The organism is Microbacterium sp. 2RAF4 (assembly GCF_052115285.1).
GTDB lineage: Bacteria > Actinomycetota > Actinomycetes > Actinomycetales > Microbacteriaceae > Microbacterium > Microbacterium oxydans.
The window spans coordinates 136,677-159,857 of the sequence record NZ_JBFRGI010000002.1 but is presented as its reverse complement, the minus strand read 5'-3'; the positions used below and the strand labels follow the sequence as shown (position 1 = coordinate 159,857).

General features: G+C 67.2%; 21 protein-coding genes. 13 read left to right on the top strand and 8 right to left on the bottom strand.

What is annotated here, in order from left to right; genetic code table 11:
• Positions 1–2 precede the first annotated feature (2 nt).
• From AB4070_RS04980 to AB4070_RS04960, 5 genes are all read left to right on the top strand, one after another.
• Positions 3–773 carry a biotin--[acetyl-CoA-carboxylase] ligase gene (locus AB4070_RS04980; RefSeq protein ID WP_441979153.1) on the top strand — a complete coding sequence of 257 codons (771 nt, stop codon included), beginning with the start codon at positions 3–5 and terminating at the stop codon, positions 771–773.
• An 86-nt stretch (positions 774–859) separates the two neighbouring features.
• Complete coding sequence (locus AB4070_RS04975; protein ID WP_441980542.1) at positions 860–1,363, top strand: PH domain-containing protein; 504 nt, start codon at positions 860–862, stop codon at positions 1,361–1,363.
• Between the two features lie 133 nt (positions 1,364–1,496).
• Positions 1,497–2,621 (top strand): 5-(carboxyamino)imidazole ribonucleotide synthase, encoded by a 1,125-nt coding sequence (locus AB4070_RS04970; RefSeq protein ID WP_441979152.1) that lies wholly within the window; start codon positions 1,497–1,499, stop codon positions 2,619–2,621.
• A 140-nt stretch (positions 2,622–2,761) separates the two neighbouring features.
• Positions 2,762–3,229 (top strand): 5-(carboxyamino)imidazole ribonucleotide mutase, encoded by a 468-nt coding sequence (gene purE, locus AB4070_RS04965; RefSeq protein WP_282846583.1) that lies wholly within the window; start codon positions 2,762–2,764, stop codon positions 3,227–3,229.
• Positions 3,226–4,680, top strand: coding sequence for an LCP family protein (locus tag AB4070_RS04960; RefSeq protein ID WP_441979151.1), 1,455 nt, complete (start codon positions 3,226–3,228; stop codon positions 4,678–4,680). Before purE ends, AB4070_RS04960 begins: the two co-directional genes overlap by 4 nt.
• A 226-nt stretch (positions 4,681–4,906) precedes the next feature.
• On the opposite strand, the gene AB4070_RS04955 is transcribed toward AB4070_RS04960, so the two are convergent.
• On the bottom strand, positions 4,907–5,491 hold the full coding sequence (locus AB4070_RS04955) for a hypothetical protein (protein ID WP_046749531.1): 585 nt from the start codon (positions 5,489–5,491) through the stop codon (positions 4,907–4,909).
• Between the two features lie 143 nt (positions 5,492–5,634).
• Complete coding sequence (locus AB4070_RS04950; protein WP_441979150.1) at positions 5,635–7,398, bottom strand: DUF4012 domain-containing protein; 1,764 nt, start codon at positions 7,396–7,398, stop codon at positions 5,635–5,637.
• A gap of 122 nt (positions 7,399–7,520) precedes the next feature.
• Between AB4070_RS04950 and AB4070_RS04945 the strand changes: the two genes are divergently transcribed.
• A complete protein-coding gene (locus tag AB4070_RS04945) occupies positions 7,521–8,594 on the top strand; it encodes a glycosyltransferase (protein ID WP_441979149.1) in 1,074 nt (357 codons plus the stop codon).
• 1 nt (position 8,595) lies between these two features.
• On the opposite strand, the gene AB4070_RS04940 is transcribed toward AB4070_RS04945, so the two are convergent.
• Both AB4070_RS04940 and AB4070_RS04935 read right to left on the bottom strand, forming a co-directional pair.
• The gene (locus AB4070_RS04940; protein WP_371861874.1) at positions 8,596–9,336 is read right to left on the bottom strand and encodes an ABC transporter ATP-binding protein; all 741 of its coding nucleotides are present in this window, start codon (positions 9,334–9,336) and stop codon (positions 8,596–8,598) included.
• Positions 9,329–10,165, bottom strand: coding sequence for an ABC transporter permease (locus tag AB4070_RS04935; protein ID WP_218867324.1), 837 nt, complete (start codon positions 10,163–10,165; stop codon positions 9,329–9,331). The genes AB4070_RS04940 and AB4070_RS04935 overlap by 8 nt, the downstream gene beginning before the upstream one ends.
• A 308-nt stretch (positions 10,166–10,473) precedes the next feature.
• Between AB4070_RS04935 and AB4070_RS04930 the strand changes: the two genes are divergently transcribed.
• The 3 genes from AB4070_RS04930 to AB4070_RS04920 are packed head-to-tail and all read left to right on the top strand — an operon-like array spanning position 10,474 to position 14,902.
• The gene (locus AB4070_RS04930; protein WP_441979148.1) at positions 10,474–12,084 is read left to right on the top strand and encodes a glycosyltransferase; all 1,611 of its coding nucleotides are present in this window, start codon (positions 10,474–10,476) and stop codon (positions 12,082–12,084) included.
• Positions 12,081–12,980 (top strand): glycosyltransferase family 2 protein, encoded by a 900-nt coding sequence (locus tag AB4070_RS04925; protein WP_441979147.1) that lies wholly within the window; start codon positions 12,081–12,083, stop codon positions 12,978–12,980. Before AB4070_RS04930 ends, AB4070_RS04925 begins: the two co-directional genes overlap by 4 nt.
• Positions 12,977–14,902 (top strand): DUF6541 family protein, encoded by a 1,926-nt coding sequence (locus tag AB4070_RS04920; RefSeq protein WP_441979146.1) that lies wholly within the window; start codon positions 12,977–12,979, stop codon positions 14,900–14,902. Before AB4070_RS04925 ends, AB4070_RS04920 begins: the two co-directional genes overlap by 4 nt.
• On the opposite strand, the gene AB4070_RS04915 is transcribed toward AB4070_RS04920, so the two are convergent.
• Entirely contained in the window at positions 14,886–16,136 is a 1,251-nt protein-coding gene (locus AB4070_RS04915; protein ID WP_441979145.1) for a glycosyltransferase, read from the bottom strand. The two genes, AB4070_RS04920 and AB4070_RS04915, sit on opposite strands and share 17 nt — an antisense overlap.
• A 54-nt stretch (positions 16,137–16,190) precedes the next feature.
• Here AB4070_RS04915 and AB4070_RS04910 point away from each other — a divergent pair, with 54 nt between their 5' ends.
• Both AB4070_RS04910 and AB4070_RS04905 read left to right on the top strand, forming a co-directional pair.
• Positions 16,191–17,039, top strand: a complete 849-nt coding sequence (locus tag AB4070_RS04910; protein WP_441979144.1) for a glycosyltransferase family 2 protein — start codon at positions 16,191–16,193, stop codon at positions 17,037–17,039.
• On the top strand, positions 17,032–17,955 hold the full coding sequence (locus AB4070_RS04905) for a glycosyltransferase family 2 protein (protein ID WP_441979143.1): 924 nt from the start codon (positions 17,032–17,034) through the stop codon (positions 17,953–17,955). Before AB4070_RS04910 ends, AB4070_RS04905 begins: the two co-directional genes overlap by 8 nt.
• 3 nt (positions 17,956–17,958) lie before the next feature.
• Here the strand turns inward: AB4070_RS04905 and AB4070_RS04900 are convergent, their stop codons facing one another.
• Genes AB4070_RS04900 through AB4070_RS04890 form a run of 3 tightly spaced genes read right to left on the bottom strand, consistent with a single transcriptional unit; the run spans position 17,959 to position 21,207 of the window.
• Positions 17,959–18,351, bottom strand: coding sequence for a DUF2304 domain-containing protein (locus tag AB4070_RS04900; RefSeq protein ID WP_058632608.1), 393 nt, complete (start codon positions 18,349–18,351; stop codon positions 17,959–17,961).
• Between the two features lie 11 nt (positions 18,352–18,362).
• Positions 18,363–19,100, bottom strand: a complete 738-nt coding sequence (locus tag AB4070_RS04895) for a glycosyltransferase family 2 protein (RefSeq protein WP_441979142.1) — start codon at positions 19,098–19,100, stop codon at positions 18,363–18,365.
• A gap of 37 nt (positions 19,101–19,137) precedes the next feature.
• Positions 19,138–21,207: a hypothetical protein gene (locus AB4070_RS04890; RefSeq protein WP_441979141.1), complete on the bottom strand. Its 2,070-nt coding sequence runs from the start codon at positions 21,205–21,207 to the stop codon at positions 19,138–19,140.
• 103 nt (positions 21,208–21,310) lie between these two features.
• On the opposite strand from AB4070_RS04890, the gene rfbA reads away from it, so the two are divergent.
• Together rfbA and rfbB are read left to right on the top strand one after the other, a co-directional pair.
• Complete coding sequence (gene rfbA, locus AB4070_RS04885; protein WP_058632643.1) at positions 21,311–22,180, top strand: glucose-1-phosphate thymidylyltransferase RfbA; 870 nt, start codon at positions 21,311–21,313, stop codon at positions 22,178–22,180.
• Complete coding sequence (rfbB, locus tag AB4070_RS04880; RefSeq protein ID WP_441979140.1) at positions 22,180–23,178, top strand: dTDP-glucose 4,6-dehydratase; 999 nt, start codon at positions 22,180–22,182, stop codon at positions 23,176–23,178. The genes rfbA and rfbB overlap by 1 nt, the downstream gene beginning before the upstream one ends.
• Positions 23,179–23,181: the final 3 nt, after the last annotated feature.

Sequence of the window (23,181 nt, the reverse complement as noted above, 5' to 3'; positions counted from 1 at the left end):
GCATGCGGTTCCCGTTGTCGAGCGCGATCGTGCCCCGCTTCGTGCAGGTGGATCACACCGGTTCCACGAACGCCGACCTCCGGGCGCACGCTGATGAGGTCGAGGGGTGGCCGCACCTGGCGACTCTGGTGACCCGCGATCAGCGAGCCGGACGCGGCCGTCTCGACCGTACCTGGGTCGCTCCCGCCGGCTCGGCCCTCGCCGTCTCGGTGCTGTTGCGCACGCTGCCGGCGGAGCCCACAGCACGTGGGTGGATTCCGCTCGCGGCCGGCGCCGCGATGGTGAAGGCGATCGCCGCGCAGCTTCCCGGTCACGACGTCTCCATGAAATGGCCGAACGACGTGCTCGTCGACGCACACAAGATCTGCGGCATCCTCGCGGAGGCGACCACGGACGCAGTGGTGGTGGGTGCCGGCGTCAACACGGCGATGACACGCGAACAGCTTCCGCTGCCCACCGCGACGTCGTTCGCCGCTGTGGGCGCTGCCGTGGACGAGGACCTGCTGCTGTCGGTGTACCTGGAGACGCTCGACGGCCATCTGGCCGCCCTCACCGCATCGGAGGACGCAGTCGCCAGCGGTCTGCACGGTATCGTCTCGGCGCTGTGTGCGACCCTCGGGCAGGCGGTGCGGGTGTCGATGCCTGCCGGAGCGGTACTCGAGGGCGTGGCGTCGTCGATCGACGCGGAAGGCCGTCTTCTCGTGGTGGCGGGCGGTCGGGAACATGCTGTCTCGGCCGGTGACGTCGTGCACGTGCGGCCTGCCGGAAGCTGACACGCCGCCGCACAGACGGCTTTGTCGCAGATCACGGGCACAATGGTGGGGTGACCCAGCCTGTGACGCTCGGCGGACGGCCCCTGATGCCGCCGCCCGGAACGCCTTCGGAGGAGTTGCTGATCGCGCGCTTCCGGAGCCACGCGCGGCGCCTGTTCTGGTCTGCCGTGGTGCTCATCGCGACGTTCGGGGCCACCGGCTACTTCTTCGGCAACCTGCCGGAGGGCTTCGAGGACTGGATGCTCCTCGCCGCTGCCGGGGCGTTGGTGCTCTTCGCCGTCGTGCTGCCGTTCGTCATCTGGTACTCCCGGACCACGACGGTCACCACCAGACGGGTCATCGCCCGTCAGGGGCTCGGAGCCCGTAGCCGCCATGAGATGTCTCATGCGCGCGGCTATACCATCGCCGTGCGTCGCGGTCCGCTGCAGCGCCTGTGGGGCTCCGGAACCATCGTCCTGTCGAACGGCGTCGATGCTCCCCTCCGACTGCCCAACGTCCCCAACGTGACCCTCGTGCACGAGACGCTCGCGGACCAGATCGAGGTCGGGCAGATCCTCGCCCATCGCGACGCACAGGCCGTCGGCGACTGAACCGCGAGTCGACCGCGGCGGGTGCACCGTGCAGGTGCACGGGAGAGCAGCACCATCGCACCACCGTGTCCGCAACCTGTCGTGCGCGCCATGATCGGTGCGCGAGAATGGGAAGGACGAATGGAGGCGGCACATGGCGCTGCGTGTGGGCGTGATCGGCGGAGGACAGCTGGCACGGATGATGATCGCTCCGGCGGTCGAGCTCGGACTCGAACTGCGAGTGCTCGCCGAGGATGAGGGGATGTCCGCCGGGCTCGCGGCCACGGCCGTCGGCGACTACCGCGATCTGGAGACCGTGCGTGCATTCGCGGCCGATGTCGATGTCGTCACCTTCGACCACGAGCACGTTCCGCAGGATGTCCTTCGTCAGCTGGTCGACGGCGGTGTGGTCGTCCACCCCGGACCGGACGCGCTGCAGTACGCCCAGGACAAGATCGTGATGCGCACGCGCCTCGCGGAACTCGGAGTTCCTCAGCCCGAATGGGCTGCGGTGCGCACGGAGCCCGAACTCCAGGCCTTCCTGGACGGACACGGAGGCGCCGGCGTGGTGAAGACGCCGCGCGGCGGGTACGACGGCAAGGGCGTGCGCGTCGTGCGTGCGGCCGCGGAGGCGCAGGACTGGCTGGCGGCGCTCGCCGAGGGTGACGCGCTCCTCGTCGAGGAGCTCGTCCCGTTCGTGCGTGAGCTCGCGCAGCAGGTCGCGCGTCGCGCCGGTGGCGAGATGGTCGCGTATCCGGTGGTCGAGACGGTCCAGCGTGACGGCGTGTGCGCCGAGGTCATCGCTCCCGCTCCCGCTGCGACGGAACGACTCGCGGAGGTCGCCGAGGAGATCGGCCGCTCCATCGCCGAGGGGCTGGGGGTGACCGGGATGCTCGCGGTCGAGTTGTTCGAGACCGACGACGAGCGAATCCTCGTGAACGAGCTCGCGATGCGTCCGCACAACAGTGGGCACTGGAGCCAGGACGGTGCCGTCACCGGCCAGTTCGAACAGCACCTGCGTGCGGTCGCCGACCTTCCGCTCGGCAGCACTGCGCCGCGGGCGCCCTGGTCCGTCATGGTGAACATCCTCGGTGGGCCGGCTGAGGGCACCATCGACGAGCGATTCGGTGCGGCGATGGCGGAGCACCCGCAGGCGAAGATCCACACGTACGGGAAGGCTCCGAGGCCCGGTCGCAAGGTCGGTCATGTGAACGTCGCGGATGTGGACCTCGACGATGCGGTCTACGTCGCGAGAGCCGTCGCCGCCCACTTCGACTGATCAGCGGCCGGCATGGTCGACTCCCGGAAACATGCGGGACCAGAGGTGTGCCGTTCGGGGAATCTCACAGCACCAGACCGTACCCTGATCTGGTGACTGAGCCACTGCACTCCTCCGCCGCACCTCTCGTCGGCGTCGTGATGGGATCCGACTCCGACTGGCGTGTGATGAGCGACGCATCTCAGGCCCTCTCGGACTTCGGAATACCGCACGAGGTCGAGGTGGTGTCGGCGCACCGGACCCCCGACAAGCTCATGTCCTACGCGCGCGACGCACGGTCCCGCGGCATCCGCGTCATCATCGCCGGTGCCGGGGGAGCTGCTCACCTTCCGGGAATGCTCGCTTCGATGACGCCGCTTCCCGTGGTGGGAGTGCCGGTTCCGCTCGCCTTCCTCGACGGCATGGACTCGCTCCTGTCCATCGTGCAGATGCCCGCAGGCATCCCGGTGGCGACGGTCTCCATCGGCGGAGCCCGCAACGCCGGTCTGCTCGCCGCGCGCATCCTCGGGACATCGGATGCCGCGCTCGCGGATCGCGTCGAGGAGTACGCCCGCGACCTCGAGGCGCAGGTCGAGGAGAAGAACGAACGGTTGAAGGGCTCGCTGTGACCCTTGCGCCTCCGCGCGCATCACAGCGCCCACTCATCGAGACCCGGCCGCTGCGGCACCCGGACTCCGCCGACCCCGGCGTGATGACCAAGCGCGGCTGGTGGCTGCTCGTCCTGAACCTCCTGGTCCCGGGCTCTGCGCAGGTCGTCGCGGGCAATCGGCGACTCGGTCGATTCGGGCTCGGCGCCACTCTGCTCGCCTGGTTCCTCGCGATCGTCACGGTGGCGCTCGCCCTGTTCGCCCGTCCCGTCCTGCTGTGGCTCACGATCGGTGGGGGGTTCTTCTCCACCGTCGTCCTGACGCTCGTGCAGGCGCTGCTCGTCGGCTACGTCGTGCTCTGGGCGGTGCTGACGTTCGACACGTTGCGCATGGTGAGGCTCGTCAAGGTGCCCACCGCGTCCCGGCTCGCCATCCCTGTCGTCGCGCTGGTCCTCCTGGGACTCGTGGGCGGCGGGGCGGCTTATGCGGCCACGGCCGTGGGATCCGTCCGCAACACCATCGGATCGATCTTCGGTCAGAGCGGGCCCAGCGTCGCGCCCAGCGACGGCTACTACAACATCCTCCTCCTCGGAGCCGACAGCGGCGACGGCCGTGACTCGATGCGCTTCGACAGCATCTCTGTGGTCTCGGTGAATGCCGACACCGGTGCCGTGACGATCACCGGCATCCCGCGAGAACTCCCGAACGCGCCGTTCAGCGACGGCAGCCCGATGCAGGAGCTGTATCCCAACGGTTTCGAGGGGCATGGCTCCTCGACCTGCGGCTGGAACGGGTGGATGAACCACGTGCGCAACGCCGCAGAGGTCTGCCGGGAGGACGGCGGCAAGGGGCTCTACCCCGACGCCGTCGCCAAGGGGTCGGAACCGGGCATCGAGGCCACGAAGGACGCCGCGGAGGGCATCCTCGGAATCGAGATCCCGTACTACGTGTTCGTCGACATGCACGGGTTCGCTGAGCTCGTGGACGCGCTGGGCGGAGTCGAGATCAACGTCACGGAGCGACTCCCGAAGGGCGGTCCGCCCGAGGGGTGGACGGGCAGCGATGTGAACGAGTGGGCCATCGGGTGGATCGAGCCCGGCACACAGCGCATGGATGGCGACACGGCGCAGTGGTACGCCCGCTCGCGGTACACCACCAGCGACTGGGATCGGATGAAGCGGCAGCGGGAGCTACAGGCGGCCATTCTCGCGCAGTTCACCCCGCAGACGGTGCTCACACGTTTCAACGAGGTGGCGGCGGCGGGTACGGCGTTGATCAGCACCGACCTTCCCTCCGACAAGCTGCCCGAGTTCTTCGACCTGATGCTGAAGGCGAAGGAGCAGCCGGTCACCACGATCGAGCTCACACCCGATTCGGGCGTGGATGAGCACCAGCCGGACTACGCGTTCATCCGCGACATGATCCAGCAGAAGCTGCACCCGCCGACGGCGACGCCGACGCCCTCGCCGTGATCGGGAGTCTCGGAGGAGCCCTGGCCTTCCCGCGGCGGCCAGAGCGAAGCCGTGTTGCCGTGCCCGTCGCTCCTGAGCCCACGCGCGACAAAGCCCACGGCCACCTCCCGGAGGAGGACAGCCGTGGGCTTCCGGCGACTTTCCACCGGATGCACCAGACGACGGTGATCGGAGGGGGAGGGATCACCGTCGTCCAGTCGACCACCGCACGAGGCGGCAGCCGGACCTAGGCGCGCTTGCGGCGCGAGGCTCCCACTGCGACGAGGGCTCCGCCGGCCACCAGAGCTGCTGCTCCGCCGCCGAGGATCCACGGCGACACGTCTCCACCGGTCAGGGCCAGCTCGATGCCGCCCCCGGTGAGGGGAAGCTCGGAGCCGGCAGCCGCGACGCCGGGATCGTGGTCGCAGCTGGCCGCGGCATCGTGCCCGTGCGACACGGTGATCGTCGCGGTGTACGAGCGCGAGCCGTTGAAGGCGACCGCGTAGGAGCCTTCACCGTCGGACGGCGGGCGGAACGTGAGCGTCATGCTCCCGTCAGCGGCAGCGGTGTTGCCCGAGATCGCAGCCTTCGCGGCGTTGTAGCCGGACACCGCTACGTTGACGTTCTCGGACGGAACGAAGTAGCCGGGACCGAACACGATCGTCGAGGCTTCGCAGATGTCGATGATGGGGTCGCCGACCTTGGCGCCGGGAGGCGTCGGATAGGAATCGGACGACGCGACAGGTGCAGTCGGCGCAGCGGTGGCCACGGTTGGCGCGACGAAGACGAGCGCGCCGGCGGCAAGGCTGATGGCAGCCAGTTTCTTCAGCATGATTTCTCCCCAGAATTTCACGCGGAATCGCCTTTGGACACACCCCTGCGTCCAACTGCGTGGCGTCTTCCTGCCCCCACGGCAGGATGACAGACGCCAGATATTCCCCAGTGAGTCGACGATACCCTATCGGGCGGCGAAAGTCACGAAGCGCATCGCAGCGGTTCTCGTGTCGTCTCGGGAGTGTCGATGAGGGGGGTGTGCAGCACCTCGGTGAGTCTCAGCCCTGCACCCGTGCCCTGGAACTCGACGGTTATCGTCGTCGACTCGCCGGGCGCGAGCGACACCTCGTGCTGAACCGCCGAGCGGTCGCCGAGCATCGCGGTCTGCACACCCTCTTCCGTGCCGTCGCGATCGATGTGCGAAGGCGTCGCTCCTTCCGGGCCGTACACGGCGATCAGAGTCCGCACCGTGCCAGCGGGTACGCCGTAGAAGCCGTCGGCAGTGACGTAGGTGGGCAGTGAGGTGGCGGCGTCGGCGGGGGCGGTGTTGGTCCACGTCACGCGCACCTGCGTCGTCGGCTCGCCCTGACAGGTGCCGACGGACGTGGAGAGGGACGCCCTGGTGTAGTAGTCCATCTTGCCGCCGGTCGTGTCGTTCATCAGCACGCCGACATAGGTCGCATCGGCGGTGTCCGCGGGGATCGTGCCGCCGAGGTCGGAGTCCGCGAGCACGGCCTCCTCATCTTCATGAGCACTCCAGATGCGGATGCGTCCTTCCGCGGCGGACTCCGCGAGTGCTCCCAGCAGGGCGCGCGGCTCTGCGCCGGAGAGCGCGGCGCCGAACAGCGCCCCTGCGGCCTGCGCGAAGATCTCGTCCTGCACCGCAGGGTCGGGGACAGCGGCGTAGATCTGCGAGAGAAGGATGTCGGTGACGTTGTCGGAGCTCGCCGTGAAAGGTCCGAACGTGAGGTCGCCGGTGGCCGCGAGCAGGTGCTTCGCCACGACGGCGTCGACGGCGACGACACCGTCTACGGTTCCACCGAATCGGCCCTGCCACCGCGTGGCGATCGCGGCGCCTGCTTCGCGGAAGTCCGGGATGCTCGTGATGTTCTGCAGATAGCGACCTGGACGATCCTCGAACAGGGCGGTCGTCGAGTCGCTGAGCGGCAGGGCGGTGTCGAGCGGGGGGAAGTCGCGGGTCGACGCCTGAGTCTGGAGCGTGATCCTTCCGTTCTCGGCGTGCAGCAGCGCGATCGCCCCGATGATTCCCCCCGAGGAGCGCAGCTCCGCATTGTTCTGCATCGCGAGCACGTAGGTACGAGGGCCTTCGCCGCCGAGCATGGTCGGCAGCAGCACGGCAGCACCGTGCAGCGAGCCGACCACCGTCGCTGCTTCGGTGACGGAGGAACGCATGGTGCGGATGGCATCGGCCAGCGGGGGGAGCGTCGCATCGGCGTCGATGCGACGCGCCTGCTGCTGCGCGGCCGTGAGTGCGGTCTCGGCGGTTCCCAGGGGACCTGCGATCTCTGCGAACGGTGCGAGGTCGATCGAGCCGCCGGTGAAGCCGAGGCTCGCCAGATCGAAGTCCGCCGCCACGTCGAGGAGCGGCGTCAGTGCGTCGGATGACACGTCGTCGGCGATCTCGGCGATGTCGCTGACGGCACTGAAGTTGGGGCCGACCCATGGCAGTGCTCCGAACGCGTGCCACACCGGGTCGGAGGTGAGGTCGTGCGCGGATTCCGCATTGTGCGCGATGCTCTTGGCGAGGGGCTTCGCCGCGTCGAGGTCGCCGGCCGCGATCGCCGCCTTCAGCTGCGCGGCCCCTTTGGCCACCTGCTGCAGATCGTTCACTGCGCCGAACCCTCGGATGGCGACCCAGCCGATCGCTATGACGAGAAGGGACAGAAGAACGCCGACGGTCCACCCGATCCATCGGCGTCGGACGGGAAGTCGGCCATCGCTCACTCGAGCATTCAAGCACGAACCTCTGCCGCCGTGGTGGGCGGAAACTGTGCGAACGCTGACATTCGCGTGTCTCCGGCGGTGTGCTCCGCGGGGGAGCGACATCGCGAGGATAGCCTGGGGCCATGGGTGCTCGGCTACGCGTTGTTCTGGATCAGCTCGCGAGCGTCGTCGATCCCGACCACGCGGAGGCAGCGGTCGGGTTGGTCGCGGGTCTCGTCGCCACGGCACCGTCAGGATGCGCGGTCGATGCGATCGTCCCCGCAGGTGCTTCCGTACCGGTGGCGGGGATCGTCGACGTGCGCACGCTCGCCATGGGGCGGCGTGAGCTCGCCGCGGCCTGGCAGCTCGGGATCGCTCCCGGTGTCGGCGGAGGGCTCATCCACTCGCCGACCCTGATGGCGCCGCTCGTCCGGCATGACCGGCTGCACGACAACGATCAGACGACCGTCACGGTGTGGGATCTGCGTGCCTGGGACGCGCCGGAGCAGTTGTCCAAGGGGAACGTCGCGTGGCAGCGCGGCATGCTGAGACGTGCCGTGAGACACGCGGACGCGGTGGTGGTGCCCTCTCATGCCGTCGCCGAGAGACTCTCCGAGCTCGCGAAGCTCGGCGACCGCATCCGGGTGATCGCGGGTGCCCCGCCGCAGGGTTTCAGCGGTGCCGGCGACGTGTCAGGCCACCGCGGTGCGCTGTCGCCGGCTGACCGATATCTGGTGCTCACCGGATCCGTCACCGAGGTGGCGGAAGGTTTCCGTGGAGCGGTGGCTGCCGGTCTCGATGCCGTCGTCATCGACGCACCGGAGGGATCGGAGCCCCGCTACGTGGAGGTGGCCTCCGCGTCAGGACTCCCCGAGCGACGCGTGCATGTGCGAGGCGCCCTGTCGGCCCAAGACCGTGCTGGTGTCCTCGAGGGTGCCTCGGCGTACGTGGCCGCTGACGCCACGGCAGGATGGCCGTGGCGTGCCGTGGAGGCGATGACGCTGGGACTGCCGGTCGTCGCCGTCGACAGCGGTTCGCATCGTGATGTCATCGCCGACGGCGGAAGGGTCGTCCCCGGGGAAGCGATCCCGGAGGCGGTCGAGGATGCGGCAGGCGGATCCGCCGAACGCCTCAAGGTGCTCGCGTCCGATCGGTCGCGGGCCTTCTCCTGGGCGAGTTCAGCCGAACGCCTCTGGGGACTGCACGCGGACCTCTGAATCAGGCTCGCATCAGTTCGACGGCGTCCTTGCTCGGACCGTCGAAGTGCACCTTCCCGCCCTTGAGCAGGATGCCGCGCTCGCAGAGGTTCGACACCATGTTGAGGTCGTGGCTCACGACGACGAGGGTCTTCCCCTGCGCGTGCAGCTCTCGAACGCGGGCGAGGCACTTCTTCTGGAAGGGCTCGTCGCCCACCGACAGGATCTCGTCGATGAGGAGCACATCCATCTCGGTGTGGATCGCCACGGAGAAGGCCAGGCGCAGGAACATCCCGGAGGAGTAGTGCTTGACCTCGGTGTCGATGAACTTCTCGATCTCGCTGAAGGCGACGATCTCGTCGTAGCGAGCCTCGGTCTCCTTCTTGCTCATGCCGAGAATCGCGGCATTCAGGAAGATGTTCTCCCTGCCGGAGAGATCGGGGTGGAAGCCGGCGCCGACCTCGATGAGTCCGGCCACTCGACCACGCGTGAGGGCGGTGCCCGTGTCGGGCTCGAGCACTCCGGAGATCAGCTTGAGCATGGTCGACTTGCCGGAGCCGTTGAAGCCGAGGAGCGCGACCGATTCGCCCTCGCCGATCTCGAACGACACTCCGTCGAGCGCGTGGAAGTTCGTCGTGAGCGGCTTACGGCGGATGGCCGCGAGGGCTGTCTCCTTGATCGAATGCGTGTGACGAAGCTTGAAGGTCTTGTGCACGTCGTCGATCACGACGCGGGGCAGCGTCTGCGTCAGGGGCTCAGAGATCTTGGGCAAAACGGCCCTCCAGTCGGCGGAAGACGAGCTGGCCGATCACCAGCGCGGCGAGAGACGTCACGAGGGCGATCAGCCCGTACATCCAGAGGTCGGGGAGAGGAGAGGCGTTGTCGGGGCCGAGGGGGAACCAGATGCCGTAGTGGAACAGCTCGACGGCCGCCGTGATCGGGTTCAGTCGGTAGAGCACGAAGAGCCACTCCGGTGCGACACGGGCCACCTGCGTCCACTCGTACATGACGGGCGACGCCCAGATCGCGACCATGACGATGATCTCGACGAAGCTCTGCGCGTCGCGGAACGTGACGTTGATCGCGCCGAAGAACAGCCCGAGACCACTCGCCAGCACGGCGATGATCACCAGCGAGAGCACGATCGCGGCCACCGACGCCAGGGAAGGCGCCCACCCGAAGAAGAGGGAGATCCCCACGACGACGATGATCTGCGGAACCGTGTTGACGGCGGCGATCATCATGCTCGCGATGGGGAACATCTCACGGGGCAGATAGATCTTCTTGATGAGCGCCGCATTGTCGACAAGGGAGCGCGTGCCGTTCGAGAAAGCCTCGTTGAAGAAGGTGACGACCGTGATTCCCGACAGCAGATAGATCGGGAAGAACTCGACTCGATCGTTCAGACCGAGGAAGACGCCGATGGCGACGAAGAAGACGACGAACTGGACGAGCGGCTTCACGTACGACCAGAGCCAGCCGAAGATGGAGCCCCGGTACCTGATCTGCACTTCCTTCCGCACGATGAGCGAGAGGAGATAGCGCTGTCGGAAGACTTCGAGAAGTCCTCGATTCGCGCCGGGGGTCGTCAACCTCTGCGCCTCGAGCGTGCGAGCCTGTTGCACCGCGAATCCACCTTCCGTATGCGCCGACCGTCTCGCGCGCACCGGAGACAATCATACGAGTGACTCTGGGCGCTACCTGGCAACCAGGAGGGACCGGATGCCCGCCGTGGTGGCACAGCCGAGACCCAGGGTGACGCCTGGTGTCGCTGATAGGCTCGCCGAGGTCTGTGCGTCCGTCGATCCGAAAGCAACAGGTACTCGTGACACTTCTCCAAGCTCTCGATCAACCCGCCCTCTTTCGCTTCTCGGACGAGCGGACGGGAACGGAATTCTCCTTGCGGGAGCGTCGTCTGCTGGTGGGGGCGCTGAACTTCCACGCCCTGATGGCGCCGGAGCGGGAACTCCGCGTGCATCTCTACGACGGCACGCGTGAGACGCCCCCGCGGCTCACGGACGACAGCACCTTCGACGGCATGTCGCGGTTCAACAGGCGTCGTCTGACGACTTTCGATGTCGTCAGCACCGTCGCACCGGAGAGCCGCACGATTCTTCCTTCCGAGGCCGCGTCCGCCGCACTCACGGCTTCGCACACACGGCACCTGCACGTCTCGGCCGACGTGGTGTTGGAGTCCGATCCTTATCAGATGCCGCGCCAGGACCTGATCGGCCGTGTCGCACGGCAGGTGAAGGCCCGAGCACCCCTCTTCTACGACGACCTCCGCGATCTGTCGCTTCTCCGGTTCCGGCGCCAGCTGCACACGCCGGTGCAGCGCCGTCACTACGCATCGGAGTTCCGTCCGGGCGAACTCCATGAGGACGACGTCATCGTCCCGGCCGCGCAGACGCCCGCCGGCGCACAGAAGGCCGTGATCATCGGTCTGCACTGGTTCCAGCTCGGAGGGGCCGAGCTCTGGGCCTTCGAAACCGTCCGACTCGTGCGCGAGGCCGGCTTCCTGCCCATCGTGCTGACGAACCGTGACTCCCACCAGCCGTGGATCACGAGGCCGGAGCTCGACGGCGCGCTGCTCATCCCGTTCTCCGAGCCCACGGTCGAGTCGCAGACCCCCGGTATCGAGCCGCTGCTGCGAGCTCTACTGCGCACGTTCGACGTGCGCGGCGTCGTGATCCACCACAACCAGTGGCTGTATGACCGCATCGCATGGATCGCCGCCTCACGGCCGGGCATCCCGATCATCGACAGCACTCACATCGTCGAGTACCGAGGGGGCGGATATCCGCTGAGCAGCGCGATCGCGGCCGAGTCCCTGACGAAGCACCATGTCATATCTCCCAGCCTCGCGCGGTGGATGACCGAGGTGCAGGGCATTCCCTCCGAGAAGGTCGTGATGGCTCCGCTGGGTGGACTCACGGTCAAGCCGAAGGATGCTGTCTTCCGGTCCAGGGCTGAGGGGGAGACCTTCACCGTCGCTTTCATCGGCCGGCTTGCGAGACAGAAGGCGCCGGAGGTCTTCGTCGCGATGGCCGGTCACCTCAAGCGCCAGGGCTATTCCGTGCGGTACATCCTTCATGGAGACGGCGAGCTCGCCGGGTGGGTGGACGACATCATCGCCGCAGCGGACATGACCGACGACATCGTCCGTCGCACCTCTCATACGCCTGTCGCCGAGACGCTCGATGAAGCGCACGTCCTCGTGGTGTCGTCCCACAACGAGGGACTCACGCTGACGACGCTGGAGGCGATCGCGCACGGTGTGCCCGTCGTCTCGACAGACGTCGGCGCTCAGCGTGACATCATCCCCGCTCCCGCTCTCGTGCCACGTTTCGCGCACCGCGCGGCACGGCGACTCGCGGATGCCGTCGCGCCGCTCATCGGGGACGAGAAGGCCAGGGAGTCGCTCTGGCGCAAAGAACGCAAGGCGGAGAAGAAGCTGCTGTCGCAGCCGTCCGCGAGTTCATGGTTCAAGGAAGAGGTGAGCTCGTGGTGAGCGTCGCAGCGGTGGTCGTCACTTTCAATCGGCTGGAGAAGCTCAAGACCGTCCTCGCCTCCATCGCCGCGCAGACGCACCCGGTGGAGACGCTGTTCGTGATCGACAACGCCTCGACCGACGGTACCGCGGAGTACCTGTCGGGCCTCGAGCTCCCGGTGCCCGTCGAGGTCGTCACCATGGCGACCAACTCGGGAGGAGCCGGTGGATTCACCGAGGGTATGCGCCGGGGGTACGCTTCCGGTGCCGATCACGTCTGGATCATGGACGATGACTGCTACCCGAAGCCGGATGCTCTCGCCGCATTGATCTCAGGATTCGATGGTGCCGTGTCGGAGCTAGGCCCCGACGTGCCGTTCGCCTGCTCGGTCGTGGAGTTCACGGACGGCAGCATCTGCGAGATGAACAATCCCGTCCCGACGTGGGACTGGGGACGGCTCCTGGTCAAGGGCCAGCAGAACGTGATGGTCACCGCGTGCTCCTTCGTCTCCGTGCTGATCCCGCGGTGGGCGATCGCCGAATACGGCTTCCCCTACGCGGAGTACTTCATCTGGTTCGACGACCGTGAGTACACGTTGCGTCTGACCGCCCGCTGTCCCGGCGTGCAGGTGCTCGACAGCTCGGTGATCCATGACATGGGCGACAACCGCGGCGTGAACTTCGCGATGGTCGACCGGAAGAGCCTGTGGAAGTTCGCCTACGGCGTGCGCAACGAAGCCTCGTGGCAGCTGCACCACCGCGGACTCCTGCATTTCCTCGAGTTCGGCGCCCGGCTGTTCGTCAGCCTGCACCGCGGAAAGGTCTCCCTCGACCTTCGCGCTCGCCTCCTCGGCAAGTGGCTGCAGGGGATCACCTTCAACCCCAAGGTGCGGTATCCCGAGGCGGAAGACGCGTGAGCTGGCTGGGGGCGGCGCCTGTCATCCTCATCTCGGTAGCCCTTCTCTTCCTCCCCGGATACGTCGTCGCCAGGGCTCTCTCGCTGCGAGGCCTCTGGGCGTGGGGGGTCGCCGCTCCGGCGTCGGTGAGCGTCATCGTGCTCGCGTCGCTGGGGGCAGGCCTCCTCGGCATCCCCTGGTCGGTGCTCCCGGTACTCGTCACCGCTCTCGGCCTGGCGATCGTCGCGTACCTCGTCGCCCGATTCACCCGCACCCACGGTTCGGTGCACAAGGTCTCGCGCCGCACGGCCATGATCGCGGCATCGTTCGTGGTCGCGGCTATTCTGTTCGGACTTCAGATCGCGCTCGTGGTGGGGGCACCGGAGAACATCTCCCAGACGTTCGACAACGTCTTCCACCTGAATGCCGTCCGGTACATCCTCGACACCCAGGACGCCTCTCCGATGAGCGTGGGCGGCATGACGAGTGCGCCAGGAGCGTCGGCGTTCTACCCGGCAGCCTGGCACTCGATCGTCGCCCTCGTCGTCCAGCTCACCGGCACGACCATCATGGTCGCCACGAACGCAGTGACGATCGCGACGGCCGCCGTGGTGTGGCCCGCCACGGTCGCGCTCCTCACAGTGGTGCTCTTCGGGAGACGACTGACGATCGTCGTCGGCGCGGTCCTGTTGAGCGGGCTCCTTCCGGCGTTCCCGCTGCTGATGCTCGATTACGGTGTGCTCTATCCCTACCTGCTCGGAGTGAGTCTCGTGCCGGCGGCACTCGCTGCCGTCATCCAGCTCGTGCGGCTCCACGGCGATGACGATCGGATTCCGGACGCCGTGCTCGTCCTGCTCGTGCTCGGACTCATCCCCGGTATCGCCGTGGCGCACCCCGGTGCGCTCGTCGCGCTGATCATCCTCTCCATGATCGCGGTCTCCCTCGCCTTCATCGGATTCCTCCGCACGCGTCCGGAGCGTCGTCGTGTGATCATCACCTCGATCGGGTTCGGCGCGCTCGCTCTCGTGAGCTTCATCGCGTGGCGTGTGCTGCGTCCGCCGCTCGAAGCGCGCGGTTGGCCGACAGAGCAGACCATCAGCCAGGCGCTCGGTCAGGCACTCACTCTCTCCCCGCGCTACCAGCTGATCCCTCTGCTGATGGCGGTGCTGTTCGTCGTCGGTGTGGTCGTCGTCGCGAAGCGCCGGCATCGTGCGGACGTCGTCGCCCTCGCCCTCATGCTCGCCGTCACCGTGCTCTTCGTGGTCGCCAGCGCGATGCCTTTCCAGCCGTTGCGCGACCTCATGACGGCGGCCTGGTACAACAATGCTCCGCGCCTGGCGGCGCTTCTGCCCATCATGGCGGTACCGCTCGCGGCGGTCGGGGCTGCGTGGGTGCTGGCCTGGGTGCGTCTGAAGGTGGGAGCCCCTTCGGTGCGGCGGTCCGTCGTCGTCGGGATGTCCGTGGGGGCCGTGGTGCTCCTCGCCGGCCAGGCGCTGGCGATGGCGCAGGCGATGACCGCCGCTGCCGTGGCATACCGATACACCGAGACATCGCCTCTCATCTCGACGGATGAGCGCGCTCTGCTGGAGCGGCTTCCCGATGAGGTGCCCGACGACGCGCTCATCATCGGCTCCCCGTGGACAGGGACCGGGATGGCTTACGCCTATGCCGACCGCGAGGTCGTCATGCCGCACATCCTGATGGGGATGAGCCCCGACGAGCAGGAGATCATGGACGAGCTCTCCCGGCGCGGATCGGAAGCGCAGGTCTGCGACGCGGTCGAGCGGTCAGGGGTCGACTACGTGCTTGACTTCGGCTCGCAAGAGATCCACGGCGACGAGCATCGTTATCGTGGTCTCGAGCGACTCGGGCGATCCGATCTGGTCACCGAGATCGACGCCGAAGGCGACGCCGTCCTCTACCAGATCACCGGCTGCGACTGACGTCCTCCTGCGGCTGAGTGTCCAGAAGCGCGGCGTAGACACCTCTGAGCCTTTCGCGGAACGCGTCGAGACCGTACACGGATACGGCCCAGGCCCTGGCCGCGATCGCCGTGTCCTCTCCGGCTCCGCGCAGCGCACTGATCACGGCGTCCGCGAAGGCGTCGGGATCGTCGACGACCGCGTGGAGGAGGTCTGCCCCCTCGATTCCCTCCGCACCGACGGAAGTCGTCACAGCCGGGATGCCCCACATCATCGCGTCGATCGTCTTGAACTTCACTCCGGCGCCGTTGAGCAGCGGCACGACGCAGACGTCGGCATCGGCATACACGTCGTCGAAGGATTCGACGGCTCCGGTCACCTCGACTCCATCGGAGCGGGACGCGGCCGCGCGAAGGGCGGAGCTCGGATTCGCCCCGACGATCCGGAAGCGTGCATCGGGCAGCGTCTCGGATACGCGCGGCCAGACGGCGGACAGGAACCAGCGCGCAGCTTCGTCGTTGTCGGGCCTGTTCATCGCGCCGGTGAACACGACCGTGCTGTTCCGACGGTCCCGCTGACGAGCGGGAGGCACGGGGAAGCCGGGATGGACCACCACCGGCGCAGACGAGGGCGAGAGCTCGCGGACCAGCGCGGCGTCCTTCTCGCTGAACGTGATCACGACATCCACCTCATCGAACGAGCGACGCTCACGGCGCCTGCTCGCCCGAGCAGCGGCCGAGAACGCCAACTTCTTCAGCGGGTTCGTCGCCTGCTCGGCTGCGCGGTCCCAGCGCTGCGTGATGACATCGTGAGCGATGATGACGGTCTTCGCTCCGGGAGCCAGACGGCGCACGGAGCGGGTGAGGCTCGACATCTCCGACCACTGGTACTCGACGATGTCTGCTGCGGACAGGACCACACGCGAAGGCGCGTCGTTCGCCAGCGCACGGCGGAACCAGGGGTGCGCGCTGCTTCCCGAGATGACGGACTGAAGATCGGCGAAGGGCTTGCCGGCGTCCGTCGACAGAGGGCTCCTGCTCTGCAGCAGCCTGTAGTCCAGGTCGGGCTCGGTCGCGGACGCATCGCGGTTCAGGCGTGTCGATGGGGCGACGACGTGGATCGCGAACATGTCGCGGAGCGCTCGATAGTGCTGCAGTGCGTATTGGCCTCCCGCATGACGGATACCCTCGAAGGGCAGGTACTTCGAGACGCTGACCAGGGATGGACGAGCGGGCGGATCGGACGGTCTGGACATGTTAGCTAGCCTAGGCGTCGTTGCCTTCAGGCGACTGAAGGAGGAATCACGCCAATGAGCGACTATGCCGCGCTGGTCATCGGATACCGACGCCCTGACCTGGTCAGGGACGTGCTCGCGCGCTTGGACTCTCAGGAGGCGCCCTGCGCACAGGTCATCATCGTGGACAACGGCGGCGATCTGCCTGATGACGTGCTGACGGATGTGAACGGGAGACCACCTGTGATGATCCGACGGGGTGACAACCCCGGATACGGGGCAGCCGTCAACCTGGCTCTCGACGTGTGCGAGCAGCGAGGGATCGAGAATCTGCTCGTGCTGACGCATGATGCCTGGTTCGAAGAGGACCTCAGCGCGCGCATGCTCGATGCCTTCGATCGTCTTCCGGACGTGGGCGCGGTCGCGCCGACCCTGTACTGGGTGTCCAGGCCCGATGTCGTGTTCTCGGCGGGTGGAGTCCTCACCAAGGGTGGGCGCGCCTATCACCATGTGACCGCCCCCGCCTCCGGATCCCGCGATGTCGACTGGGTCGACGGCGCGGTCGTGATGTACCGCACCCGTGCGCTCCGCGAGATCGGGGGCATGGAGGAGATGTACTTCCTGTACTTCGAGGATGTCGACACGGGGTGGGCCCTCAGAAGACACGGCTGGCGGACCGTCGTGCTCGATGTGCGCGCCGCGCAGGAGCCCGGAGCCCATCCGCTGCGACTCGGGGTCCGGAACATGGCGCTGTTCGCGCGCAAGGCCGGGCTCGGCAGGGTGCGCAGTTCGCTCGCGCTCGGTCGTCGGGCGGCGGAGGAGCTCATCGTCGGATGGCGCAGGACAGGACGGGTACCGGTGGGGGATGCCTTGGCCGGTTGGCGAGATGCCAGGGCCGGCCGCACCGGGAAGATCGATGACTGAGCCGGGCCGTGTGACGATCGACGTCATGCTGCCCTATTACAGTCACCCGGATTCGGCATGGGAGGCGATCCGCTCGGTCCTCGAGCAGACGAGCGACTCCTGGCGACTCGTCTGCGTCGACGACGCGTACCCCGGTGATCCGATCCGAGAGCGACTCGAAGCGCTCGGCGACCCGCGCGTGGTGTACGTCAGGAACGAGCAGAACCTCGGGCTCGCGAAGAACTTCAATCGCTGTCTCGATCTGGTCGAAGCACCCTACTTCGTGATGATGGGGGATGACGACCGGATGCATCCGGACTACATCGGCGTGCTGTCAGGGCTCATCGCCGACAATCCCGGGGTGGACGTGTTCCAGCCGGGAGTGAGCGTCATCGATGAGTCTGGCCGACCCGTTCTGCCCCTTGCGGATCGCGTGAAGCGCTGGGTACGGCCGCGGGTGGGGGAGGGCGGCCGGATCCTCGACGCCCGGCACATGGCGGAGAGCCTGATCCGAGCGGACTGGGCGTACTTCCCGTCGATCGTCTGGAAGAGCGAGGTGGCGCGCGCCCACGGTTTCGATGATCACTGGGCGGTCGCGCTCGATCTCGGGCTTCTCCTGGACATCGCACTGGACGGTGGGTCGATGCTGGTGACCGACGACGTGGTCTTCGACTATCGCAGGCACATGAGTTCCGTGTCGTCGGTCACGGCCGCGTCGGGCAGCCGCTTCGAGCAGGAAGCCGCGTTCTTCGACGAGTACGCCGCGCGGATGAAGGCCAAAGGCTGGGCGCGGGCGGCCAGGATCGGTCGGCGACGGTGCATCTCCCGACTCAACGCCGCGAGCGAGATGGTCGCTGCGCTCGCAAGTGGAGACCTCACTCGGGCTCGACGCCTGTTCCTGGCCGCGGTCAGGCCCAGCGGCGCGGTGAGGCGCTGACGGTCAGCTTCGCGGACCGCCGTCGAGCTCCTCCAGTCGAGCTTCGAGCGCGCTCAACCGATGCTGGACCTCGGTGATGTGCGTCTCGGCGAGCCCCGCCTCCTCGGCGAGGACTCTGATCTCCTCTTCCGATGTCGACAGCTCCCACGAGAGATGGAGGGCGACACCGAGCAGGAGCAGGATGGCGAGCAGGAAGAAGAGGTTCGCGGGCAGCTCGACTCCGAGCACTCCGGTGAGCCAGAAGAGCAACTGCGGGAACACCGATGCGACGAGGGCGGCGACGCCGATCAGGAGCCACAGCACCGCATACTTCTCGCGGAGGCGCCGTGTCAACAGCATCCAGAGGATGAACGACAGCAGAGCGATGGACAGCACGAGTGCGCCGAGAACAACCATGGGGTGCCTTCCTACGCTGACACGACGGGGGACGGGGCGGAGGAGCGTCGGATCGGACGTCGCACGATGGCCAAGGTCAGGGCGAAGACCGATCGCAACAGGTAGACGGATGCCGAGAGCGGCCCCTGGCTGGGCTTTCCGTGCAGGCGCGGACGCATCGCGACCGGCACCTGGGTGACCGTCAATCCTGCGTGCACGGCTGCGACGAGGGAATCGAGCGTGTCGCCGAGGTACTCCGCGGGGTAGTAGGTGATGTACTGGGCGATCGCCCGACGGTTGGCCGCGCGGAATCCGCTCGTCACGTCGGTCAGCGTGGCGCCGGAGACGCGGGACACCGTCCGTGCGAGCACGCGCATCGCCCACCGGCGAGGACCCCGGGCGACGTAGTCGCCGACCTCGGCGAATCGCGCGCCGATGGAGATGTCGGCGTGCTCGAGCCCTGCGAGCACGCGATCGATGTCCTGCGGGTTGTGCTGGCCGTCGGCATCGACCTGGATGACGCGGCTGTAGCCGTGACGCGCGGCGTACAGGAACCCCGCACGCATCGCGCCGCCGACACCCAGGTTGAACGGCAGCCGCACCACGCGGGCCCCCGCGGCATCGGCGACCGCGCCGGTCGAGTCGGTGGACCCGTCATCGATGACCAGCACGTCGTACGTGGGGCATGCAGCCGTGATCTCGCGGATCGTCGTCGGGATGTTCTGCGCTTCGTTCCAGGCGGGGACGATGATCAGCGTGGTTTCTGGCATGATGTCTGAGCCTACCAAGCCGACCCTGACGGCGACCCTAGGCGGTCGGAGCGCCGACAGGCATCACCGGTGCGAGTCTGGCCGGGATCGTTGCGATCGTCGGCGCCTTTCCGCCGCCGATCCTCAGCAGGGCCTCGTACGTCGTGATGTGCGAGAGCTGCGAGCCGTTCCATCGGAAGACACGGCCGTCGCCGGCGAACTGCACGACGGTTCCCGAGGGGATCATCGGCTTGGTGACGCCGAGCACGCCCACCGTGGCGTCCTTCCACCCGACCAGGCGGATGGTGCCACCCGAGAGGGTGACCAGGTCCGAGTACGACGAGATGTACTGCAGCTGGCCGTCGAGCAGACGGTACACCTCGCCCCGTTCGTCGGTGCGGATGAAGAACGGCTGGGCGGTCGGGGTGTTGTTCGGGGTGAACGCGGCGCAGTCCGCGGCCGTGAGGGCAGTCGTGGTGAACCGTGTCGGGGGAATGCTTCCGGAGATCCGCTGCAGGCCGGCGCTCGAGATGACATACGGCGCCGCGTCGCAGGTGACGAAGGGAGACAGCGTCGTAGCGGCGGGGGTGTATCCCGTGAGCGCCCCGGACGGGAGCACGGTGACCGCGGTCGACGTGCCGAACGCCGCGCCGAGTTCGAGGCTGGGGGTGTGGATGAGCGTCGTGCCCGCCGTCGCGAGGTAGACGGCCGGCTTGTCGACCTCGCGCACCATCGACCGCGGCATGAGGACCACGCGCCCCTGCGGGAACTTCGCCGCCGCAGTCGGATCCATCGAGGCCACATAGCCGAGCTTGCCGCCCGAGAGGTATCGCCAGGTCTCGACGCTGGGGACGTATCTCTTCTGCCCGTTGTCGAGCGAGTAGATCTGGGTGTCGACGCCGACGTGGAAGAGGCTCCCGACATCCTCGCCGCGGGGGAACGCGTCGATGAGCGCGGGCGCGAGATTCACGTAGGAATTGAAGGCGTAGCCGAAATCGAGGATCTGCTTCTCGCTGCCGAACCGGTGGCGGGTGCCGTCGGGATCGATCAGATAGAGGATCCCCTCACGGGCGTCGTGCACGTAGCGGGAGATCTGCGAACCCAGGGGGATGGTCTTGAGGTAGGAGGCCGGTACCTGGCTCACGGCGCCGAGCTTCGCCGAGAACGCTCGCAGGTCCTCAGCCGTCTTGATGTGGAAGCGGTATCCGCCGGACAGCAGATACACCTCGGGGCCGTCGCCGCGCACGATCACGGAGGTGATGCGCTGCGTGCTGCCGAACCAGTCGGTGAAGTACTGGTAGAAGTTCCGGTTGCCGTAGGCAGAGCATCCGTCTCCCTCTCCGTAGCCAGCGTTGAGCGCGGCGCGGTTCGGCTGGTACGGCGTGTAGTAGTAGAGCGCTGCCGTCGCGGTGTTCTCGATGTACACCGGTGCGGAACCGCAGTTCCGCTTGGGCTCCGGATGGTACAGGATGTTCCACGTGCGGCCGGGAGCGTAGTAAGTGAACCAGCGGCCCTCGGCGTAGATCTTCATCTGCCTGGCCGCGCCGTAGACCTGGTAGAAGAACCCGGAGTACGCGGGGTCACATCCTGCGGTGTCGGGGCAGCCCTGACCCATCGCGATGTTGAAGCGACCCGCCGGTGGGTAGCTGTCGGTGACCAGGCCCTGTTCCTTCTGCAGCATCACGATGAGCACCTGGGGGTTGATGCCGCACGACTTGGAGACCTTGTCGATGATGGTCGCCGCCGATTCGTTGCCGGCACCGGCGTAGCCGTTGCAGTAGGCGTCGGCGGGACGGGTCGGGGTGTTCTGCCGGTAGTCCTTGAGGCAGACGTAGCCCGCGCGGCAGGTGGAGACCTTGCTCCGCAGGAATGAGTCGATCTGCCCGGCATTCATCGTCGCGGCGTTGAAGAAGACCGCGTCGGCGATGATGTTCCCCGGGCGGAACAGGGACAGGTCCGCTGTCTTGACGATGTCGGTCGCTTCGGGTGCGGATGCCGCGGCGCCAGCGGCGGGATCACCCCCTCCGGCAGCGGTCGCAGGGCTCGCGAGAAGCAGGGAGGCAGCAAAGACGACTGCGGCTGTACTCGCGACGAGGGCGCGCAGGCGTGGGGAAACTGAGCTGGTCACTTGCCTAGTGTGACGGAAAGATACAGATGATGCCACTGTGATTGAAGTGGCGCAAGCGAATCCTCCCACCGCGCTCTCCGCCGGGATGTGGCACGATATGGGGGTGAAAGGCATTATTCTCGCTGGCGGCTCCGGAACTCGACTGCACCCGATCACGATCGGAATCTCGAAGCAGCTGATCCCGGTGTACGACAAGCCGATGGTCTACTACCCGCTGTCCACGCTGATGCTCGCGGGCATCAAGGACATCCTGATCATCACGACACCGCACGACGCGGAGCAGTTCGAGCGTCTCCTCGGGGACGGCTCGCAGTTCGGCGTCAACCTGACATTCGCGCAGCAGCCCTCTCCGGACGGGCTGGCCCAGGCCTTCGTGATCGGCGCCGACTTCATCGGCGATGACAAGGTCGCTCTGGTCCTCGGAGACAATCTCCTCTACGGCCCTGGCCTCGGCACGCAGCTCAAGCGGTACACCGATGTCGAGGGCGGCGCGGTGTTCGCGTACTGGGTGGCGGAGCCGAACGCCTATGGCGTCGTGGAGTTCGATGCCGACGGTCGTGCGGTCTCCCTGGAGGAGAAGCCGGCGCAGCCGAAGAGCAACTACGCCGTACCCGGCCTCTACTTCTACGACAACGACGTCGTCGAGATCGCCCGCTCGCTCGAACCCAGCCCACGCGGGGAGTACGAGATCACCGACGTGAACCGTGCCTACCTCGAGCGCGGCGCGCTCCAGGTCGAGGTCCTGCCCCGCGGCACCGCATGGTTGGACACCGGCACGTTCGACCAGATGTCCGACGCCGGCGACTACGTGCGCACCATGGAGCGTCGCACCGGGCTCCGCATCGGCGTGCCGGAGGAGGTCGCGTGGCGTCAGGGCTTCCTCGACGATGACGAGCTCCGCGAGCGCGCCGAGAAGCTCGTCAAGTCCGGTTACGGCACTTACCTCCTCGAGACCCTGGAAAGAGGTCGTTGATGTCGAACATCCTCGTCACCGGCGGCGCCGGTTTCATCGGCTCCAACTTCGTGCACTACGCCGTCGAGAACACCGACCACACGGTCACGGTGCTCGACGCGCTCACCTACGCGGGCAACCGAGCCTCGCTCGAGGGTCTGCCCGAGGACCGTGTCCGTTTCGTGCACGGCGACATCACCGACGCCGAGCTGGTGGACACGCTCACCGCCGAAGCCGATGCCGTGGTGCACTACGCCGCGGAGTCCCACAACGACAACTCGCTGCACAGCCCGCGTCCCTTCCTGGACACCAACATCATCGGCACGTACACGCTCCTCGAAGCCGCGCGCCGGCACGAGAAGCGCTTCCACCACATCTCGACCGACGAGGTGTACGGCGACCTCGAGCTCGACGATCCGGAGCGCTTCACGGAGCAGACGCCGTACAACCCGTCGTCGCCGTATTCGTCGACGAAGGCCGGCAGCGACCTGCTGGTGCGGGCGTGGGTCCGCTCCTTCGGCGTCCAGGCGACGATCTCGAACTGCTCGAACAACTACGGCCCGTACCAGCACGTCGAGAAGTTCATCCCCCGACAGATCACGAACGTGATCCGCGGCATCCGTCCCAAGCTCTACGGCGCCGGCGAGAACGTGCGCGACTGGATCCACGCGAACGACCATTCGTCTGCGGTGCTCACCATCCTCGAGAAGGGGCGGATCGGCGAGACGTACCTCATCGGGGCCGACGGCGAGCGCAACAACAAGGAGGTCGTCGAGCTGATCCTCGAGGAGATGGGTCAGCCGCGCGACGCCTACGACCACGTCACCGACCGTGCCGGCCACGACCTGCGGTACGCGATCGACTCGACGAAGCTCCGCACAGAGCTGGGCTGGTCTCCGGAGTATGCCGACTTCGAATCCGGTCTCGCAGCGACCATCCAGTGGTACCGCGACAACGAGGCATGGTGGGCGCCGTCGAAAGACTCCACCGAGGCCTTCTACGCGACGAAGGGACAGTAGACG

Bases quoted from the DNA above. Each gene is read 5' to 3' on its own strand.
- rfbB (WP_441979140.1), top strand. From the start codon at position 22,180: ATGTCGAACATCCTCGTCACCGGCGGCGCCGGTTTCATCGGCTCCAAC.
- AB4070_RS04900 (WP_058632608.1), bottom strand. From the start codon at position 18,351: ATGGTTGTTCTCGGCGCACTCGTGCTGTCCATCGCTCTGCTGTCGTTC.
- AB4070_RS04895 (WP_441979142.1), bottom strand. From the start codon at position 19,100: ATGCCAGAAACCACGCTGATCATCGTCCCCGCCTGGAACGAAGCGCAG.
- AB4070_RS04955 (WP_046749531.1), bottom strand. From the start codon at position 5,491: ATGCTGAAGAAACTGGCTGCCATCAGCCTTGCCGCCGGCGCGCTCGTC.
- purE (WP_282846583.1), top strand. From the start codon at position 2,762: ATGGGATCCGACTCCGACTGGCGTGTGATGAGCGACGCATCTCAGGCC.
- AB4070_RS04905 (WP_441979143.1), top strand. From the start codon at position 17,032: ATGACTGAGCCGGGCCGTGTGACGATCGACGTCATGCTGCCCTATTAC.
- AB4070_RS04970 (WP_441979152.1), top strand. From the start codon at position 1,497: ATGGCGCTGCGTGTGGGCGTGATCGGCGGAGGACAGCTGGCACGGATG.
- AB4070_RS04975 (WP_441980542.1), top strand. From the start codon at position 860: ATGCCGCCGCCCGGAACGCCTTCGGAGGAGTTGCTGATCGCGCGCTTC.
- AB4070_RS04945 (WP_441979149.1), top strand. From the start codon at position 7,521: ATGGGTGCTCGGCTACGCGTTGTTCTGGATCAGCTCGCGAGCGTCGTC.
- AB4070_RS04915 (WP_441979145.1), bottom strand. From the start codon at position 16,136: ATGTCCAGACCGTCCGATCCGCCCGCTCGTCCATCCCTGGTCAGCGTC.
- AB4070_RS04910 (WP_441979144.1), top strand. From the start codon at position 16,191: ATGAGCGACTATGCCGCGCTGGTCATCGGATACCGACGCCCTGACCTG.
- AB4070_RS04980 (WP_441979153.1), top strand. From the start codon at position 3: ATGCGGTTCCCGTTGTCGAGCGCGATCGTGCCCCGCTTCGTGCAGGTG.